Annotated in this window: 18 protein-coding genes; 9 read left to right on the top strand and 9 right to left on the bottom strand. The window is 63.2% G+C overall.

From position 1 onward, the window contains the following. Positions 1-33 precede the first annotated feature (33 nt). From WDO72_06350 to WDO72_06335, 4 genes are all read right to left on the bottom strand, one after another. A complete protein-coding gene (locus tag WDO72_06350; protein ID MEJ0085282.1) occupies positions 34-1,347 on the bottom strand; it encodes a Crp/Fnr family transcriptional regulator in 1,314 nt (437 codons plus the stop codon). Beyond that, a complete protein-coding gene (locus WDO72_06345; protein ID MEJ0085281.1) occupies positions 1,344-1,673 on the bottom strand; it encodes a circadian clock KaiB family protein in 330 nt (109 codons plus the stop codon). The genes WDO72_06350 and WDO72_06345 overlap by 4 nt, the downstream gene beginning before the upstream one ends. Beyond that, the gene (kaiC, locus tag WDO72_06340; protein ID MEJ0085280.1) at positions 1,663-3,483 is read right to left on the bottom strand and encodes a circadian clock protein KaiC; all 1,821 of its coding nucleotides are present in this window, start codon (positions 3,481-3,483) and stop codon (positions 1,663-1,665) included. The genes WDO72_06345 and kaiC overlap by 11 nt, the downstream gene beginning before the upstream one ends. A gap of 140 nt (positions 3,484-3,623) precedes the next feature. After that, complete coding sequence (locus WDO72_06335) at positions 3,624-4,352, bottom strand: Crp/Fnr family transcriptional regulator (GenBank protein ID MEJ0085279.1); 729 nt, start codon at positions 4,350-4,352, stop codon at positions 3,624-3,626. 267 nt (positions 4,353-4,619) lie between these two features. On the opposite strand from WDO72_06335, the gene WDO72_06330 reads away from it, so the two are divergent. Further along, complete coding sequence (locus WDO72_06330) at positions 4,620-5,387, top strand: HAMP domain-containing sensor histidine kinase (protein MEJ0085278.1); 768 nt, start codon at positions 4,620-4,622, stop codon at positions 5,385-5,387. On the opposite strand, the gene WDO72_06325 is transcribed toward WDO72_06330, so the two are convergent. Next, on the bottom strand, positions 5,326-6,060 hold the full coding sequence (locus tag WDO72_06325; GenBank protein MEJ0085277.1) for a Crp/Fnr family transcriptional regulator: 735 nt from the start codon (positions 6,058-6,060) through the stop codon (positions 5,326-5,328). The genes WDO72_06330 and WDO72_06325 overlap by 62 nt on opposite strands. Before the next feature lie 197 nt (positions 6,061-6,257). On the opposite strand from WDO72_06325, the gene WDO72_06320 reads away from it, so the two are divergent. The 6 genes from WDO72_06320 (at position 6,258) to WDO72_06295 (ending at position 13,889) form a co-directional block, all read left to right on the top strand. Further along, the gene (locus tag WDO72_06320; protein ID MEJ0085276.1) at positions 6,258-7,088 is read left to right on the top strand and encodes a HAMP domain-containing sensor histidine kinase; all 831 of its coding nucleotides are present in this window, start codon (positions 6,258-6,260) and stop codon (positions 7,086-7,088) included. A gap of 263 nt (positions 7,089-7,351) precedes the next feature. Further along, positions 7,352-9,310 carry an ice-binding family protein gene (locus WDO72_06315; protein ID MEJ0085275.1) on the top strand — a complete coding sequence of 653 codons (1,959 nt, stop codon included), beginning with the start codon at positions 7,352-7,354 and terminating at the stop codon, positions 9,308-9,310. A gap of 36 nt (positions 9,311-9,346) precedes the next feature. Next, a complete protein-coding gene (locus WDO72_06310) occupies positions 9,347-10,825 on the top strand; it encodes an OmpA family protein (GenBank protein ID MEJ0085274.1) in 1,479 nt (492 codons plus the stop codon). A 206-nt stretch (positions 10,826-11,031) separates the two neighbouring features. Next, complete coding sequence (locus WDO72_06305; protein ID MEJ0085273.1) at positions 11,032-12,660, top strand: PAS domain S-box protein; 1,629 nt, start codon at positions 11,032-11,034, stop codon at positions 12,658-12,660. A 26-nt stretch (positions 12,661-12,686) separates the two neighbouring features. Further along, positions 12,687-13,109 carry a response regulator gene (locus tag WDO72_06300; protein MEJ0085272.1) on the top strand — a complete coding sequence of 141 codons (423 nt, stop codon included), beginning with the start codon at positions 12,687-12,689 and terminating at the stop codon, positions 13,107-13,109. Positions 13,110-13,190: 81 nt separating this feature from the next. Next, positions 13,191-13,889 (top strand): response regulator, encoded by a 699-nt coding sequence (locus WDO72_06295; protein MEJ0085271.1) that lies wholly within the window; start codon positions 13,191-13,193, stop codon positions 13,887-13,889. A 229-nt stretch (positions 13,890-14,118) separates the two neighbouring features. Here the strand turns inward: WDO72_06295 and WDO72_06290 are convergent, their stop codons facing one another. Genes WDO72_06290 through WDO72_06280 form a run of 3 tightly spaced genes read right to left on the bottom strand, consistent with a single transcriptional unit; the run spans position 14,119 to position 15,492 of the window. Beyond that, entirely contained in the window at positions 14,119-14,499 is a 381-nt protein-coding gene (locus tag WDO72_06290) for a hypothetical protein (protein ID MEJ0085270.1), read from the bottom strand. Further along, positions 14,499-14,822: a heavy-metal-associated domain-containing protein gene (locus WDO72_06285; GenBank protein MEJ0085269.1), complete on the bottom strand. Its 324-nt coding sequence runs from the start codon at positions 14,820-14,822 to the stop codon at positions 14,499-14,501. The genes WDO72_06290 and WDO72_06285 overlap by 1 nt, the downstream gene beginning before the upstream one ends. A gap of 16 nt (positions 14,823-14,838) precedes the next feature. Further along, entirely contained in the window at positions 14,839-15,492 is a 654-nt protein-coding gene (locus tag WDO72_06280) for a hypothetical protein (protein ID MEJ0085268.1), read from the bottom strand. Here WDO72_06280 and WDO72_06275 point away from each other — a divergent pair. Beyond that, entirely contained in the window at positions 15,491-15,883 is a 393-nt protein-coding gene (locus WDO72_06275) for a hypothetical protein (GenBank protein ID MEJ0085267.1), read from the top strand. The two genes, WDO72_06280 and WDO72_06275, sit on opposite strands and share 2 nt — an antisense overlap. Before the next feature lie 84 nt (positions 15,884-15,967). Here the strand turns inward: WDO72_06275 and WDO72_06270 are convergent, their stop codons facing one another. Beyond that, positions 15,968-16,858 carry a LysR family transcriptional regulator gene (locus WDO72_06270; protein MEJ0085266.1) on the bottom strand — a complete coding sequence of 297 codons (891 nt, stop codon included), beginning with the start codon at positions 16,856-16,858 and terminating at the stop codon, positions 15,968-15,970. 102 nt (positions 16,859-16,960) lie between these two features. Between WDO72_06270 and WDO72_06265 the strand changes: the two genes are divergently transcribed. After that, the gene (locus WDO72_06265; protein MEJ0085265.1) at positions 16,961-17,848 is read left to right on the top strand and encodes a pirin family protein; all 888 of its coding nucleotides are present in this window, start codon (positions 16,961-16,963) and stop codon (positions 17,846-17,848) included. The last annotated feature ends 21 nt before the right edge of the window (positions 17,849-17,869 follow it).

Genomic DNA, 17,869 nt, shown 5'->3' with positions numbered 1-17,869 from the left:
GTCCGTCGGGCCGTCAAGTCAGTTGCGCGCGCCTCATTCCATGAGCTGCAAGTGCCGGTAACACGAACAACATGCCGCTTCCAACTCCTGACGGTCGAGGATGGTGATGTTGCCGCGCCGATATCGAATGATCCCGCGACGCTGCAGGGCAATTGCCGCGACCGTCACTCCTTCGCGGCGCACGCCCAACATGTCGGCGATGAGGCCATGCGTCAGATGAAATGCCGCGGAGCCCATGTGTTCGGCGGTCATCAGCAGCCAGCGCGCCAGGCGCGCTTCCAGGATATGGAAACTATTGCAGGCCGCCGTCTGGCTGATCTGGATCATCAGCCTGTCGGTGAACCGCAGCAGCACACGTTGCAATGTTTGACTGCGGCGAGACTCGCGCAGAAAACACTCCGCGCTCATCCGCATGGCAGTACCGGCGCCCAGCACCATGGCACGCACCGATGACTTGGTGGCGCCCAACGCGAGGCGCGCGCCAACCATTCCTTCGCGGCCGACCAGTCCGACTTCGAGTGCGCGGTGCCCTTCGACCAAGGTCAGCAGCGACACCAGACACGTGCCCGGGAAGTAGACCTCGCGCATGCGTTCGCCCGGTTCGAAGAGCACATCTCCATATGCGATCGTGACCGGCTCGAGATCCTTTTCCAGTCGTGCATAGTCGCTCGCGGGCAACGCCGCCAGCAGGCGGTTTTCCGCCGCAGCGTGCGCGATCCTGGCGACATGGCGCGGTTTCGCCGAAATGGCTCCACTGATCTTCCCGGCCTGCTGGCCTTCGCTGTGCCATTCGCGACTCAGCAGCAGGTTCATCGGACCCGGCGCGGACGTTGCTGCCAGGGTCAGCGTAAATTCACTGTCCCCGCGGGGCGAGGGACAGACATATCGGACGCTCAACGGCTGACGCAGGCCAGCAATCACATTGCGCAGTCCCGCGGCCACGGCATCCGCGTGGATGCGCTCGCCTTCGGGTGCGTCGCGGCAGGCAGCGAAGATGTTTTCGCCCGCCCGTACATCGAGGCCAGCGCGCGCATGTGCCGCACCGGAGACACGCCACGCCTTGTTAGCCATCACGACCACACCGCTTGCGTCGAGGACGCACACTTCGCCGGGCAACGCGTCGAATGCACTGAGTGCGATGCGGCTGGAATCGTGCAGCGCATTTTGCGCTTCGGGCAGCAGCAGGGCACAGCCGCTGTCGCGATCCATGACCGCGTCGATCTCGCCCGCGTCGAATGCTTCGAGTTCGGCAGCGCCCGAGACCAACCGGCGAAGCCAGGCTCTGAATGCAGCCTCGGTCCTGTCTGGCGCCAGCGGCGGGTCGGTGGCTGCCGCAGCGTCGATCATGTCGCCAGCTTCAGGTTCACGCCCAGCGCGGCCAGGACGCTGCCGGTATCGCTGAGATTGCCGATGACATTGGCGCCGGGTTTCGGCGACAACTTCGCGAGACTGGGGGTCACCAGGATGCCATCGTCGAGCGCGCGCCGCGGATGCTCGCAGACGTCGACAATCTCGAGTTTGTAGGTGTCTTTCAAATGTCGCCGGCAGATCGCTTCGAGGTTCGCGATGGCCTTGAGGGAGTTAGGCGCCCGGCCGGCGATGTACAGCCGCATCACCACGACCGTTGTCATGGCCTCTTTGGCCGGGCTCTTCTTTTTCTTCTTACTGGCCACGACGTGCCCGCTTCTGATCGTTGCCGTTTCCGCGGGTCTTTGCCGCGAAGCGTGTCGCCCGACGTTCGGGAGTCGCCGCACTGTCGGCGATGTTCGCGCCGCGCAGTCTGCGCACCTCGGTCTGCCGCTCGCCGGACGAAACGTGCCGCGCCGCATCGTCGCGTGAGTAGAGGGCGAGAGCTGCACGGTGCCTCTCGAGATCGAGTTGCAGGGCGGTGATGCGCGCGGCGGTATCCGCCTCGGCAAACTGCAGCTCGCGGCGCTTTTGCGCAGATTCAGCTTCCCGAATCAGCATGCGGGACTCCTCCTCGACTTCCTTTTCCCACCGCAGCGTGCCCATCAGTACTTCGCCGCCCGAGGAATACACATCCGCCAGCGCGAGGCCGGTATCAGTCAGGATCAGCTCGCGCACCTGGTTCGAATGCCGGGTGCCACGAGACTTGACGATGGTGAGTGCGCGATTGCGTTCACCGCCGCGCACCAGGTACGACAACTGGATCCAGTTGTCGGCGACCGTGGAGATCTGCAGCTCGGTGGACTCCGCCTTCGGGTCGTCGCCGTCGACGAGCGCGGTGATCACCGTCGTGACGTGGCGGTCACGCAGCGTGTAGATGAGCCGGTTGCCGATGGCGCGCGCGGAGCTCAGCGCTCCCGTCCTGGAAAGGGCCGACAACGGATCGATGACCACGCAGCGCGGCCGATGCCCGGCTATCTGCGCAGCGATGCGGAGCAAGTGTTCTTCGGGGTTCACGGTGTCGGTGCGGCCTGAATACATTTGCAACAAGCCGGACTTCAGGTGCATATCGAGATCGATGCCCACCGACTTGAGATTGCGCCGGACCCGCTCGCCGCCCTCGTCGAAGCTCACGAACAACGTTCGCTCGCCGCGCCGGCAGGCGCTTTCGGCGAACAGCCCCGCGAGCGTGGTTTTCGAGGTGCCGGGTGCGCCGGTGATCAGCGTGCTGCTGCCGCGGAACAAGCCGCCACCCAGCATTTGATCGAGTCCCACGAACCCCGTCGACGCACGCTCGGTGGAGACTTCCTGCGGAACGTCGGTGGCTCCGGGTGAAGCCACTTCCATGCCGTGCGGACCGAAGCTCAGCGGAAATTCGCCGGGCGCGAAAGCCGAGCCGCGATACTTGGAGATCTCGAGGCGGCGCACCGGAATGCCCTGTTCCATGCGGCGGTCGAATCGCACGACGCAGTCCACCATGAACTGCATGAAACCGTAGTCGGTTGCGTCGGTGCTCGCGCCCTCGCCGCCGATCTTCGACGTGATGATGGCGGTCAGCTCGCGGCGTGTCAGCCAGTCACGCAAGCGGTAGATTTCGCGCATCCTGGCGCGCGGCGTGCGCAGCAGCGACAGCAGTACGTCGATGCCATCGAACACCACGCACTGCGCGCCGATTTCCAGCTGTTTTGCCTCGAGCATGGCTAGCATGCCGCCGAGATCGAAGTCGCCGGTCGCCACGAAGGCAGGCGAGAGTTGGGCGTTCATGAAGAACAGTCGCTTGCGCGCCAGAGCGGGCAGGCCCCAGTCGAAGGTCGCGGCATTCGCGAAAATCGCGGCGATGTTTTCTTCGAACGCGACGAAGATACCGGCCTGCTGGTGTTTTCTGGCGGCGCCAACCAGCGTCTGCAGCGCGAATACGCTCTTCCCCGTGCCCGGGCCACCCATGATCAGAGTGGTGCGCCTGCTTGGCAGTCCCCCCAGACTGATCTCGTCGAACCCATCGATGCCCGTGGGGGCTTTCGGCAGCACCTGTCCGATTCCGCTCTTTGCTGCCGTCACACGATGCTTGCGCGCCATGGCGAGAGGCTGCGCAAATCGCGGGGGCGCTTCTGTACGGTAGCGCTCATACGGCCTCAAACCAGAGCGTTGCGAGAGCGAGTTGCACTGGGGGAGCGCTGATATTCCGCTTGAGGCGGTCGAGACGGAGCCGCGGTCGACTATTTGCGCGGATCAAGGGCTTTGCCGCCTTTCCCGCGGAGGGTGCGCGCGTAGATCTTCTTGTCGATCTCGTAACACGCGCAGGCGGCCGTCTCGAGCCCGGGTACATCGATGACCGTGATGTTGCCGCGGCGGTAGCGGATGAGCTTCCGCTGTTGCAGTGCAATGGCAGCGCTCGTCACGCCCACGCGGCGTACGCCTAGCATGTAGGCAAGAAACTCATGCGTGATATGAAATTGATCGGCGTGCGCGCGGTCGCGAGTCATCAGCAGCCACCGTGCCAGACGTGCCTCGACCGGGTGGAACATTGCACAGGTCGCCGTCTGCATGAGTTGCGCGACGAATACGTACAGGTAGCGGCTGAACCTGGCACGCAGGCCTGCATTTGCCTCCATTTCACTCTGGAAGGTCGCGGCATCGAGGCGCCACGCGCGACCCGCACCCTGCACCAGCGCGCGAAGCGGTGACACGTTCACGCCGAGCAGCAGTGGCACGCCCAACATTCCCTCGTTTCCGACCAGACCGATTTCGAGCTGCGCGCGTCCTTCGCCAGGCGCGATCAGCGATACAAAACTGTCGATGGGGAAATAGACGTGACGAATGCGTTCGCCGGGTTCGATCAAGGTTTCGGAAAACGTGAGGTCGACCGGCGCCTGATCGCCGATGAGCCGCAGTCGGTCTGCGGCCGGCAGCCCCGCGAGCAACGAGTTGTCGCTGGGTGTACGCAAGTTGGTCGCCAAGAAGATTCCATCTTTGACACCGGGATGATCGGCGCGGACACCTTGCTGCCAAGCTGCGGGCGATTCCGTTCGTTGGCGCACCGACCCGCCGCTTCATCGGCGTATCCTGACTGGCGAGGGTCGCCTGACGGTGATCTTCGTCACCGATGGAGTCACGAGCATCGCCGCAGGTTATGTGCGGCAACGCACGGAGGGCGCGGAAGAACGACGGCACGCTTCGGCGACCGGAACATCGGTCACGGAATGAGAACGCTCATGGGACCCGCTGAAGTCGAAGCCGACTGCGCCCTAAGCCAGCTCATCGCCATCGCTGCGCACGAACTCCGCTACCCGCTCGTACCCATTCGCCGTGCGGCTGCGTTGCTCGAGCACGACCTTGTCGATGCCGCCACGATTCGGCGCGCGGCCGGGATCATCGAGCGACAGGCGAACGGCATGAATCGCCTGATCGGCGACTTGATCGAAGTCTCCCGCATGCAGCGGGGTGTCATGGAGATGCGCTGTATACGCGCTCCGCTGTCCGATCTACTGGAGTGCGCGGCCGAATCGGCGGAGCCGCTGGCCAGCGAGCGCGGTCATACGGTGTCGGTCAGCACTCCGCAGGAGCCTGTCTACCTGCAGATGGATGTGCTGCGCCTCAGTCAGGCCTTGCTGAACATCATCGCGAATGCGACCAAGTACACCGACAGACGGGGCCACATAGCTGTGCGCGCACACCGCGAGGGCACGCAAGCCATCGTCATCGTGACCGACACTGGCATCGGTATTCCGCCGCAGGATCTGGAGACGATCTTCGGGTTGTTCGCCAAATCGTCACAAGGAAGGCGCATCGACCAGGGGCCGGGAATCGGCCTGTATCTCGCGCGTCAATTCATCGAGGCGCATGGCGGCACGGTGACAGCCGCGAGTGCCGGAATCGGGTGCGGCAGCGAATTTACCGTCCGGTTGCCGTGCGAAGCGTCTACTGCACCATCACCCTCGACGGACGTTGAGGCGCTTCGAGACGATCCGATTCCCGTTTGACCACCGCATAACACTCACAGGAGAGGCGCTCGAGGTGCGCGCGGTCGAGCACGGTGATCTTTCCGCGTGCGTAACGGATGACACCGAGCTTCTGCAGCTTGCCAGCCGCCTCGGTGACGCCTTCGCGTCGCACGCCCAACATGTTGGCGATGAGTTCCTGCGTCATGTCGAGCCGATTGCCCGACAGCCGATCGAGCGACAGCAGCAGCCAGCGACACAATTGCTGATCCAGCGAGTGATGACGATTGCACACCGCGGTTTGTGACATCTGCGTAATCAAGGATTGCGTGTAACGCAGCAGGATGTGGAGCAGCTCACCGTGGCGGCTGAACTCCTGCTTCAGCCGGTTTCCCGTAAGGCGGTACGCGTAGCCGCCGCTCTGCACGATGGCGCGGCTCGGCGTCGTCTCACCGCCCATGAAAAGCGACACACCGATGACGCCCTCGTTGCCGACCACCGCAATTTCCGCGGAAGCGCCGTCTTGCATGACATAGAGCAGCGAAACGATTGAATTCGTCGGGAAATAGATATGGCGAAGCGCGACTCCCGACTCGTAAACCACCTTGCCGAGAGGCAAGGGGACGAGCTTCAGGTGCGGGAACAGCCGCTCGCGCTCGAGTTGCGGCAAGGCATCGAGAACGTGATTTTGCCGGGGATCCTGCGCGGAGTTCATTGTTAGGAGTGTAGGCGCTATTCATGCACCTATGTTCGGTATCGCTCAGATCCGTTCAACGCTGATCGCCTGTGTGCGGAGACGCACGGAAGGAGCCGCTTACAGGCGTGTAGGTTTCGACCGATGGCCGCGAAAGGCAAATGCGATGACGGGCGCGGAGTCGATACGGAGCGTTACGCGAAACATTGGAGATGAGCATGTCACTCTTGATCAGCACACTTCTCGGCTCATCCGATGAAGTGACGTCACCGTTCGATGGCGGCGTGGTCGTGCACGCACAGAGAATCACGGTTCCGTCGCCCCCCGCCAAGACGCGCGCCAACGAAATCGCGATCATTTCGCACGAGCTGCGCAACTCACTCGGGGTCGTGCGCAACGCAGCCAGGTTGCTGCGATTGCAGGTGGGCGCCGACGGCGTCGAGCGCGCCCGGGTACTCATCGAGCGTCACGTGGGGCAGATGAGTCGCCACATCGAAGATCTACTCGAGACGGCGCCGCTTGGCGGGCGGAAAGAAGCACTTCGCCTGGCCTACGTGGACCTGCGGACCGTCCTTCGCAATGCCGTCGACGCCATAACGCCCGACCTCGAGCGGCGCAGCCATCGCCTGGCCGTCGAACTTCCCGAGAATGCTCTTTGGGTGCACGCCGACGCCGCGCGCCTGGAGCAAGTGTTCTCGAACCTGCTGATCAACGCCGCGAAATACACACCCGACGGGGGCGAAATATCGCTCGGGATGGAATGCCTGGAAAGACATGCCAGCGTTCGCATCCGCGACTCGGGCATTGGCATCGCACCGGCAGAGCTCTCACGCATCTTCGAATTGTTCGTGCAGGTGGACGCAACGGCGCCGCTCGCCGAAAGCGGACGCGGTATCGGACTGGCGGTGGTGCGCGACCTCGTGGAGATGCATGGCGGTTCCGTCGATGTCGCGAGCGCGGGATTGACCTTCGGCAGCGAATTCACCGTGCTGCTCCCGGCGCTCTGGAAGTTACCCGCTGAAGAAGCGCCGCGGACGAGCGCGCAATAGCAGGACAGGTCCGACACACCGCCAGGTTCGTTTGCGTACGGACAGGTTTTGGTGGATGAGGGGCCCCGCGCGGTGCCGCCCGCGCATCATCGTGGCTAGCTAACAACTGCGAGTAGCAAGGAGTGGCTGGTGTGCGCCATGTGTACGGTAACGCACAGCACTCGCCTGCGAACGGGCGGAACATGCGCCGCATACGTTCGCGCGGCAACCCGATCACCGGAATGTTGGCGTGCACCAATTTTTTCCGATGTAAAGGGACATACATGAACGATTTCAAAACTCTTTCGCGCGGCATGATGTGGTGCGCGACAGCGCTGCTAACCACTCTCGCAGCGGGATGCTCCGGGGACTCCATTCTCGGTGCCGATGGCCGCGTCGGCGCCGCGCCGACTCCACCTGTCGTCACGGCCGTATCACCCGCCAACAATGCCATCGCGGTGCCGGTCAACAGCACCGTCGCAGTGACCTTCGACAAACCAATGGCCGCCGGGTCGACGTTTGTCGTGACCTGCGCCGCGCCTTGCGTCAATCCCGTCGGATCCGTCGCGCTCAACGCCGGCGGCACGGTAGCCACGTTCACGCCCGCGACCGCCTTCGCTCCGCTCACGCTCTATACGGTGACGGCCACTGCGCCCATGAGCGCCGCCGGCCTTGCGCTGGCAATACCCTTCAGCTCTAGCTTTGTCACGGCGGGTGTCGCCGCGGACACCAATCGACCGCGTGTGTCGAGCACCGCGCCGGCGACCACCACGCCCGGCCCGACGCCGGGGGCCGTCACCAACGCATCGGTGGCAGCCGTATTCACCAAGGACATGAATGAGGCTTCGATCGAAGCGCTCGCGCCGGCCACCTTTGCTGTCACCTGCGCCAGTCCCTGCGTTTCTCCCACTGGTACGGTGAGTTACTCGGCCGGCAGCCGGACCGCGGTCTTTGTGCCGTCCGCCCCGCTGAGCGCCGCGACGACTTACACCGCCACCATCACGACAGCGGCGACCGACCTGGCGGGCAATGCGCTGGCGGGTAATCAGGCGGCCTTGCCCGCCGCAAGCTCTTATATATGGACCTTCACCACCGCGGCAGCGGCCGCTCCCGGCAATGTGACGGTGCTATCTACTGCGCCGCTGGCAGCCGCCACCGGGGTGTGTCCGAACGCGACCGTGAACGCGACTTTCAACGTGCCCTCCGGCTTGCGCCTGGATCCGCTGACCGTCACCGCAACGACATTCACACTCACGGGTCCGGCTCCGGGCCTCGCACCGGTCACCGCGGCCACCGTGAGTCTCGATGCCGCCACGGGTCGCGTGGCAACGTTCACTCCCGCCGCGCCACTGCTGCTCAACACGACCTACTCGGCCAGAGTCGTCGGTGGTGCAAGCGGTGTGAAGGATCTCGCGATTCCGGCCAATCAGCTGGCAGCCGACGCCACGTGGACGTTCACCACCGCCGCGGCGGCCTGCGCTACGCCCGCGGCGATACCGCTCATCACGGCGGCGCCCTTTGGCACGTTCGGTGGCAGCGCCGGCATGACCAATTCCGGGATCATGACGGTGATCAACGGCGACATCGGCACCATCGCGACGAGCTCCTCGTCGATCACCGGTTTCCACGATACGGGCGGCGACATATATACCGAGTCCATCGGCGCGAATGTCGGTGCGGTGAACGGGACTATCTACACCTGCACCAACTCCACGACGGGACCGACATCCGCGGCGCCGAATGCCGTCAAGTGCGCCGTTGCCACGCAGGCGCGGCTCGACGCGCAGGCCGCGTACCTGCAATTGGCCGGCCTGCCGCCGGGTGCCAATCCTGGCGCCAATCTCGCCGCGCTCACGTTGGCTCCGGGTGTTTACACCTCGCCCTCCGGCTCGTTCCTGATTCAGGGCGGCGATCTCACGCTCGATGCGCAGGGCGATGCGAATGCGGTGTTTGTGTTCCAGATGGCGCAGGCACTCACCGTGGGTGGCCCCGGAGTGGCGGCCCCGCAGAGCATCATCCTTGCCGGCGGTGCGCAGGCGAAAAACGTGTTCTGGCAGGTCGGCAGCTTCGCGACCATCAACGCCGCCGGCGGCGGAACGATGGTCGGCACGATCATCAGCCAGGCGGGTGCTTCGTTCTCGACGGTGGGAAACGTCAACCTCGTCACGCTGAACGGCAGGGCGTTGTCGCTGGGCGCCTCGGTCACGGTGGTCAACACCGTCATCAACGTGCCGGCCCCGTAAGTGCGTCGCCCCCAACAGAATCACACGGACACAGACATGAAATCATCTAACAGCTTTACGATGCTGGCATTCGCGGCACTCGCGATGCTTGCGGGTCCGCTTGCCATCGCCGCCGAATCCGGCTGGTACATCGGTGGCAACGGCGGACGCAGCGAAACCGACGTGGACGAGGATCGCATCGCCGCGGACCTGCTGGAGCAGGGCTTCACCACCAACTTCATGGATGACAACGAACGTGACACCGGCTTCAAGGTGTTTGGCGGCTACCAGTTCAACAAGTACTGGGCCATGGAGAGCGGTTACTACGATCTGGGTGACTTCGGCTTCACTTCGTTCACCGCGCCGCCGGGCACGCTGCATGGCGTGTTAGGAGTCAGAGGATTGAATCTCGACGCCGTGTTGTCGCTGCCCTTCACCGAAAAGTTCTCGGCCTTCGGCCGCGCGGGCGTGGCGTTCTCGGAGGTTGAAGGCGCCTTCGAATCCACCGGCCTGGTCACCGTGCTCGAACCCGATAGCGAGAAGCGCGCTGCCAACTACAAATTCGGCGTGGGACTGCAGTACGACTTCACGCGGCGCTTCGGTATGCGCCTGGAAGCGGAGCGTTATCGTATCGACGACTCGGTCGGCAACCGGGGCGACGTCGATCTGTTCTCCGCCGGCGTGTTATTGAGATTTGGCGGCGCTTCGCCGCCCCCGGTCGTGCAGGCGCCTCTTCCTCCTCCTCCGCCTGAAGTCGCAAAACCGGTGGTCGTCGCGCCGGCACCCGTGCCGCCGCCCATCACGACCGAGCGTTATTGCAGCCTTCTCGAGTTCCAGTTCGAGATCAACCAGCACCAGGTCCGGCGCGAGGAAAAGGAAAAGCTCGCGGTCATCGGCAAATTCCTCGTGAAATATCCGAACACCCAGGCGGAGATCGAAGGCCACACCGACAGCGTTGGAACGGACGAGAAGAACCAGATCCTGTCGCAGCGGCGCGCGGACGCCGTGGTGGCCTATCTGGAGCAGAACTTCGACATTCGCGGCTCGCGATTGTCCGCGGTGGGTTACGGCGAGTCGCGACCCATCGCCGACAACGCCACCGAAGAGGGCAAACGCGCGAACCGTCGTATCAGCGCCATTGTCGATTGCGCGACCGATGTCGAGGGGCTTTCGGTGCGTCCCGCGCGCACGACGATGGCCTTGGCGATGGAGTTCGATGCGAAGGACGCGAGCGTCCGTCCGGAGTATCGCGACGAGCTGCGTGACCTAGCCGACTTCCTCAAGGCGAATCCGCGCGTCACGGCCACGGTGGAAGGGCATACGGGCAATCTGCAGGCGACTCCCGAGCGTGCGCTCGAGATCTCCCAGGAGCGCGCCCAGAACGTCGTGAACTATCTGGTGGAAAACTTCGGCGTCGAGCGATCGCGCCTGTCGGCGCAGGGCTTCGGCCAGACGCGTCGTTCTGCCTACAACACGACCGCGGAAGGCCGGCAGGAAAACCGCCGGGTCAACGTCATCATCAACTATCCGAGATGACACCCAGCCGGAATACCGCGCGGCCAGCGCGCGGTATTCCGCCGTGTGCTCCGGAGAAGATTTATAGACCTCGGTGAGATCGGTGCGCATACTGCCGCGGACTGAGAGGAGTCGGGCGGCTGGACGTGGGAAGGTAGCCGAACCCGCCAACCAAGTGGCGCATTGTCCAGCGGAGCCTGCGGTGTCGCTTCCAAAGAGGTCGCGCCGTGAATTCACTCTCTTCAGAAATCGCCATTCCATCCGACGTGCTGCGCAACTGGCAGCGCATCGTCGATCTGCTGGCAAACATCATGCGCGTTCCTTCCGCGGTGGTGACCAAACTAGAACCGCCTTACTACAGCTATTACAGGACCATCGTCTCCAGCGACTCGGAAGGGAATCCCTTTCCAATCGATCAGTCCTTCTCCATGGATATCGGGACCTTCTGCGAGACGGTGATAAAAAACTGCGAACCGTTGCTGGTCGTCGACGCTCTGGAAGACGATCAGTGGAAATCGGCTCCAGAGATTCAGGTGGGCATGGTCTCTTACCTGGGATTTCCCGTTGTCTGGCCGGATGGACGAATTTTCGGAACGATCTGCGTCCTCGACGACCGCGCGAATCTCTACAGCGTCCCGTACCAGGAGCTGCTGTCGCATTGCCGCGATGTGCTGCAAGGGGACCTGCAGACCCTGGCGCGCCTGGGCAACGAGCTCGAGGACCAAAGGGCACAGCTCAGCGAGCTGTTCGCGCGGGTTCCCGAGGCGGTCGTCATGATCGATCGCGAATCCAGGATCACGCGCGTCAATCCGGAATTCACCAAGATTTTTGGGTACACGGCAGACGAAGCGATCGGTAGGAAAATCACCGCGCTGATCACGCCGGAGGAACTTCAGAAAGAGGCTGAAGGCTTTACCTATCGGATGGCGCAGATGGGAGAAGTGTTCACCGTGGAGACGGTGCGCAGGCACAAGAATGGCGCGCGTGTTCCCGTTTTCCTCACTTGCGTGCCGGTGTCGTCCAATGAAAGTGGGAACGCCGGCTACGTCATCTATCGCGACATTTCAGAGACGCAGCGCCTGCGGGACGAGCAGCGGCGAAATCACGAGATTCGCCTGGAGCTCGCAGACGCACTCCGCACCGCGACGCTGGGGCAGCTGTCCGCGTCGATTGCACACGAGATCAACCAGCCGCTGACCGGCATCATTACGAACTGCGGCACCTGCCTGCGAATGCTGACGGGTGATCCGCCCGATGTGGACGGCGCCCTGGAAGCCGTGCGGCGCACGATGCGGGACGGCAATCGCACCGCTGACGTCATCGCGCGGCTCCGTGCTCTCTTCAACAAGCAAGAGCCCGCGCTCGAATGGGTAGATCTCAATGACGCGACGCGCGAAGTGATCGGTCTGTCACGCGATGAGATCCAGAATAGCCGCGTGACGGTGCGCACTGAATTCGCAGACGATCTGCCGGACGTCAGGGCCGATCGTGTTCAGTTACAGCAGGTCGTCCTGAACCTGCTCCGCAACGCTCTGGACGCGATGCACACCGTGGAAGATCGCCCGAGAGACTTGCTGATCAGAACCGAGCGGCAGGAAGCCGATTGCGTGCAATTGAGTGTCAAGGATTCTGGAGTCGGTTTCGATCCTCAAACCATGGCCAAACTATTCGAACCTTTCTACAGCACGAAGAACGACGGGATGGGAGTTGGACTTTCGGTGAGCCGCTCCATTGTCGAGAACCATCAGGGGAACCTTCAGGCGGTTCTGAACGAGGGTCCGGGAGCCACATTTCTATTCTCTGTTCCATGTCGGCCTCGTACCGATACACCCGGTACTTTGGTGTCGGGGCGGTGACGAGTTGAGCGGCGCATGATGGGCTCATGGCGACGCACGTAGATTGGCCTGACAAACCCCAAGAAGCGTCGACGCCGCCACTGGTGGCGATCGTCGATGACGACGAGTCGGTACGCGAATCGCTTCCCGATCTGTTGCGGGGACTCGGATTTGCTGCAAAGGCGTTCGCGTCGGCTGATGCGTTTCTGTCGTTCACCGAAATGTCCCGCACACAGTGCCTGCTGCTGGACATTTGCATGCCCGGCATGTCGGGTCCGGAGCTGCAGCTGGAGCTTGCTGCGCGAGGCGTTCGGCTGCCGATCATTTTCATCACCGCCCAGGCTGATGTCTCCGTCCGCGAGAGGCTCATGCAACAAGGAGCCTCGGCGTGCCTGTTCAAGCCGTTCAGCGAGCTCGAGCTCAGGACGGCGATCGATGCCGCTTTGCGGCAAGTCCGGGATTCGAGTTGAAGCCCTTGCTGAATATTCACTGAGAGCGTAGGACACATGAACCCAATGATCGCCCTTGCCCCAGGTCCGAGGATCACGTCGATGTCTGTTGCGAAGCAGATTGCCCAATCCGAAATCACGCCCATCGTGTACGTGGTTGACGACGATGTTTCGGTGCGCGAATCGCTCGAGGCGCTGATTGCCGAGGCTGGGTACCGGCCTGAAGTGTTCGCCTCCGCGGAAGCCTTCCTTGCACATCCCCGGCAGCGGCGGACCGGTTGCCTGGTGCTCGATGTGAGTCTGCCTCACCTGAACGGTCTCGAGCTGCAACAGCGTCTAGAAACACAGGACCCGTTGCCGATCATCTTCATCACCGGCCACGGCGATATCCCGATGACGGTGCGCGCCATGAAAGCCGGCGCGGTCGAGTTTCTCACCAAACCGTACGGGCCCGAGGTCATCCTGGGAGCCATCGCGAATGCCGTCGAGCGCAGTCGCGCCAGCTTGCACGAACGCGTCGCCTTGCAGGGGCTGCGTGATCGCTACGACTCACTCACGCCGCGTGAGCGGCAAGTCATGGCGCTTGTCGTGCGCGGGCTGCTGAACAAACAAGTGGGCGGCGATCTCGGGATCAGCGAGATCACGGTTAAGGCGCACCGCGGGGCGATGATGAGGAAGATTGGCGCGCGATCGTTGCCGGAGCTCGTGAATATGGCCGATCGGTTGGGGCTTCCCAGCGCGGGCAAGGGTTTGGAAAGCAAAGAGCGCATGCCATCGATGCGCAGCGACCGGAAAATCTAGCTTTACTCCCGTGCCGCCACTGTCGGAGGTGATGCGCCCGCGGGTAAAAACTCACAATAACTTCACGCGCTGCTCACCGCTCAAGCCCTACATTGTTAGGCAGGCGGTCAAACAGCGAGTCAGATATGAGCGACATCAATCCATTCTTTTCTGTCACGTGCATCGTATTCGCCGTATACCTGCTGATGGCGTTGCTGGGCTCCCGCGAGCGTAATGAGGCGGCGCGGAGTCAGGCGCGCAGGGCGGGCAAGACAAACGCAAAACCGGCGCCGATGACGAAACACACCACCGCAAACAGGTAGATCACCGCACTCAGCCGCCGCAGGCGCGTGCAACTACGCGCCGCGGCGGGCTCGATCGGGCACGGCAGCGCTCGTGCCCGCCAGATCATGATTCCGCTCACTACCAGCAGGGCGCCCGCACCGCCGAAGACCAGCCCCTTGTGTTCGGACAGCCAGACCAGCTGCGGAAATGTGGAGACGAGCCCGACGAGCGCGGCGCCCGCTCCGATCGAGACGAGCACCGCAGGGAGCACGCAGCACAGCAGTGTCCCGCTCGTCGCGAGCAACGTGCCGAATGCAACGCCGACATTTGTCTTGTGCGTGTCCATCACTTCGCCTTCAGCGAATCGCGTATCTCGGGAATGGATCGCCGCGTTCTCGAGATCTCCTTCACGTCGTATCCGGCATCGGTCAGCGCTTTGATGAGCTCGGCGTCGGTGATGTCGGCGCCTTCCTTCGTGCCGATTGCGACCAGCTTGTTCTCGAGGCTCACGACGACGTCAGCCGTGGCGGGGTTCTTGCGAAGTGTTTTCTCGATGCCCTGGGCGCAGAACCCGCACACCAGCCCATACACTTTCATCTCGATGGTGCCGGCGTTCGCGGCGAAGCTCAGCAGCGACAACGCGGCCGCCAGGTAGATAGAGTTCTTCATGATGTATCTCCGAAAGTCAGAAGTTGATCATCGCCATGGCCTGCAGCTTGCCGTCGGTGGTGGCACCAGCTTCGACCCACGCACCCTTCTTGAACAGGCGCAGCAGCAGTGCCCACTCGGTGCCGTCGTGTATCTCGCCGGTGTAGTGGCGGCCCTGCACCACAAACCACGTCGCGATCGTGTCGACGTCGTGTTTGTAGGGAGCAATTCCGAGCTGCAGCGTGTCGATGCGGTGCGAGAACGCGGACGACTGGAAGAGATCCGTCTTCAATGAGCTGTAGACGCGGCGCGTTTCATAGTCGAACTGCGCGCCGGCGTTCCAGGTAAATGCCCGGTTGTCAGATTCGCTTGAATACGCGTTGCCGGCGCCACCCCAGGTGAACACATTCGCCTGGGCGGCCTCGAGATTCCATCGTTTGACCAGGTAATTGACCCGCGCGTAGGTGATCTCGCGCCTCTCGTCCGTCAGATCGCTGTTCAGCTCGGTGTATCCGAGACCAAGGGACCAGAAGTATTTCGGCGCGTAGAAGATCTGCGCCTCGGTCATCGTGCCCGCGCCGTACTCCGCCATGATGGTGGTGCCGTGCGCAAAGGCGATGGGCTTTGAAATCGCAACGGGTGCGATCGCGGCGAGGCACAGGCCTGCCGCTGAATATCGAATGAGGTTCATGAGAACCCTCCAGGAGATCGACACTGATTCGAGCGCGCGGAGAAAACTCCGCGGGCGCGTTACTTCGTCAGTCGATCAGTCGATTGGAGGTGGTTTGAGCGGCGGGTCGGCCGCCACGGCGCGCGGCAACAGCAACATTGTCGGCATCGGAACAGAAGCGGCGGCTACTTGCAGCGGGACGAAGATCGAGATCGGCGCAACGGAGCCGGTGCAGGAGCTGAGGCATTCCGCCGTGCTCGTCTGCCCATCCGGGCAGCAGGGGCAGTGCGTCGAGTCATCGGCCTGCGGCATCGAATCCGCGCAGGGCATTTCCGCGATGGAGCCGCTGCCGCCGGCCAAGGCGGCCACGACAGGCGCCGACAGTAATACCTGCCCCGATACGAGTATATAAATGAGTGTCCGGAACAGGCGGCGCGTCACGACGTGAACCATAAGCCGGTCCATGCCGGAGCGCCAGATTTTCCGGGCGATGGGCCTACCCCTGGGCCCTGAGTTGCTCAATGAACGCCCGCCCCGCCGGGCCAGGCGGTGAGTCTTTCCGAAACACCGCCTTCATCGGCATTACCGCATTTCGCAGCACGTCTTCGATGCGGATCCTGACCAACGAGCCCGCGTCGAGGTCTGCGTTCACCATGTGCAGCGGCATGTGTCCCCAGCCGAGACCGGCACGCAGGAACGCGTGTTTGGCCCCGAGATCCGCCAGTCGCCAGGTGAGCGGCGACAACACGGCGTAGTCGCGGCCCTCGGTCAGCGCCGTCCGGTCGGTCAGGACCAGCTGCACGTGCCTTTCGATCACCGACCTGGCGATGGTGCCGCGCCGCGCCGCCAGCGGGTGCGATGGACTAACCACTGTCGCGAAGGGGATGTCGCGCAACGGCTCGGCATGCAGCTCATCCGGCACGATGGGCAACGAGCCGATGACGCCGATGCTGCAGCTGCGCTCCAGTACCGGTTTGACCACTCCTCCCAGCGCTTCCACATACAGCCGCAGCGATGTGTGCGGATATTTTTCGCGGCTGAAACTCGCGGCCCGGGTCACGGCCTCCATGGGATACATCACATCGATGGCGACCGAGAGCTCCGGCTCGAGACCTTCGCGCATGGCCCGCGCTCTCGCCTTGAATCCATCGATCGTGTCGGCAATCGACCGCGCATCGACCAGCAGGCTGCGCCCTTCCTCGGTGAGCCGCGGATAACGCGCCGAGCGATCGAACAGTTTTACTCCGAGCTGCGCTTCGAGATTGGCGAGTGTCTGGCTCACCACCGATTGCGCACGCCGCAGCTTGCGGCCGGCGGCTGAAAAACTGCCTTCCTCGGCTGCCGCGACGAAGGTCCGCATCTGATCCAGGGTGACGCCGTCGAGCATGATGTATCGCCTTTGCCGATGGATTTAATCGAAATATATAGGCTTCCGGGATGGCAGGCGAGTCTCTATGTTCCCGTTACGTAACTGCATCCGGAGATAGCCATGAGCCAGACAGCAATCCTCGAACGCCGCCAGACGCTGGCGACAGAATTCGTCACCGAGCCGGCGCTCGCCGCACCCGTGCGCCCGATCGTGCTGCTGAGCCGCGGCCGGAAACACGGCTCGATCACGCGGCTCGTGAGCCCATCCGACGTCGGCGAGTTGATCAAGCCGTTCGTATTCCTGGATCACGCGGAAGCGAAGTACACCGGAAGGCTGCTGTTTGGCATCCATCCGCATTCGGGAATCGCGACCTTGACCGTGGTTCTCCAGGGTGGGCTCGCCTATGAAGACACGACGGGAAAAAGCGGGCAGGTGGCCGAAGGCGGCCTCGAATGGATGAAGGCGGGCAACGGCGTCTGGCATGACGGCGGTCCGGTCGAAGGCACGCCGTTGCGTGTCTTCCAGTTGTGGGTTGCGCTGCCCGCCGCGGAGGAGAACACGCCGCCCGAGAGCCAGTACGTTGCCGCGGAGGCGGTCGAACATGACGGCCCCGCGCGCGTGGTGCTCGGGCAATACGGCAGCGCGCGCAGCTTGATCCGCGCGCCGCACGGGATCAACTACCTGCATGTCCGCCTCGAGGACGGGCAGCGCTGGCGCTACCAGCCGCCCCGCGGCCACGACGTCGCCTGGCTGGCGGTAGATAGAGGAAGCCTGCTGGCATCCGAAGTCGTCGGCGCCGGGCAGCTGGCCGTGTTCGCGCAGGGCGAAGATTTCATCGAAGTGACGGCGCAGGGGCCGACGTCGTTCGTTCTCGGAAGCGCGATCAAACATCCCCATCCGCTGGTGCTGGGTTACTACTCGGTACACACCAACGAGCAGGCGCTCATACGGGGCGAGGCTGAAATCTCGCGCATCGGCCAGCTGCTTCGCGCGCAGGGCCGGATCTGAACCTTTTTTTCATTCAATCAA

It is taken from the genome of Pseudomonadota bacterium (assembly GCA_037200975.1).
Classification (GTDB): domain Bacteria; phylum Pseudomonadota; class Gammaproteobacteria; order Steroidobacterales; family Steroidobacteraceae; genus CADEED01.
This window is presented reverse-complemented; position numbering and strand designations above follow the sequence as displayed.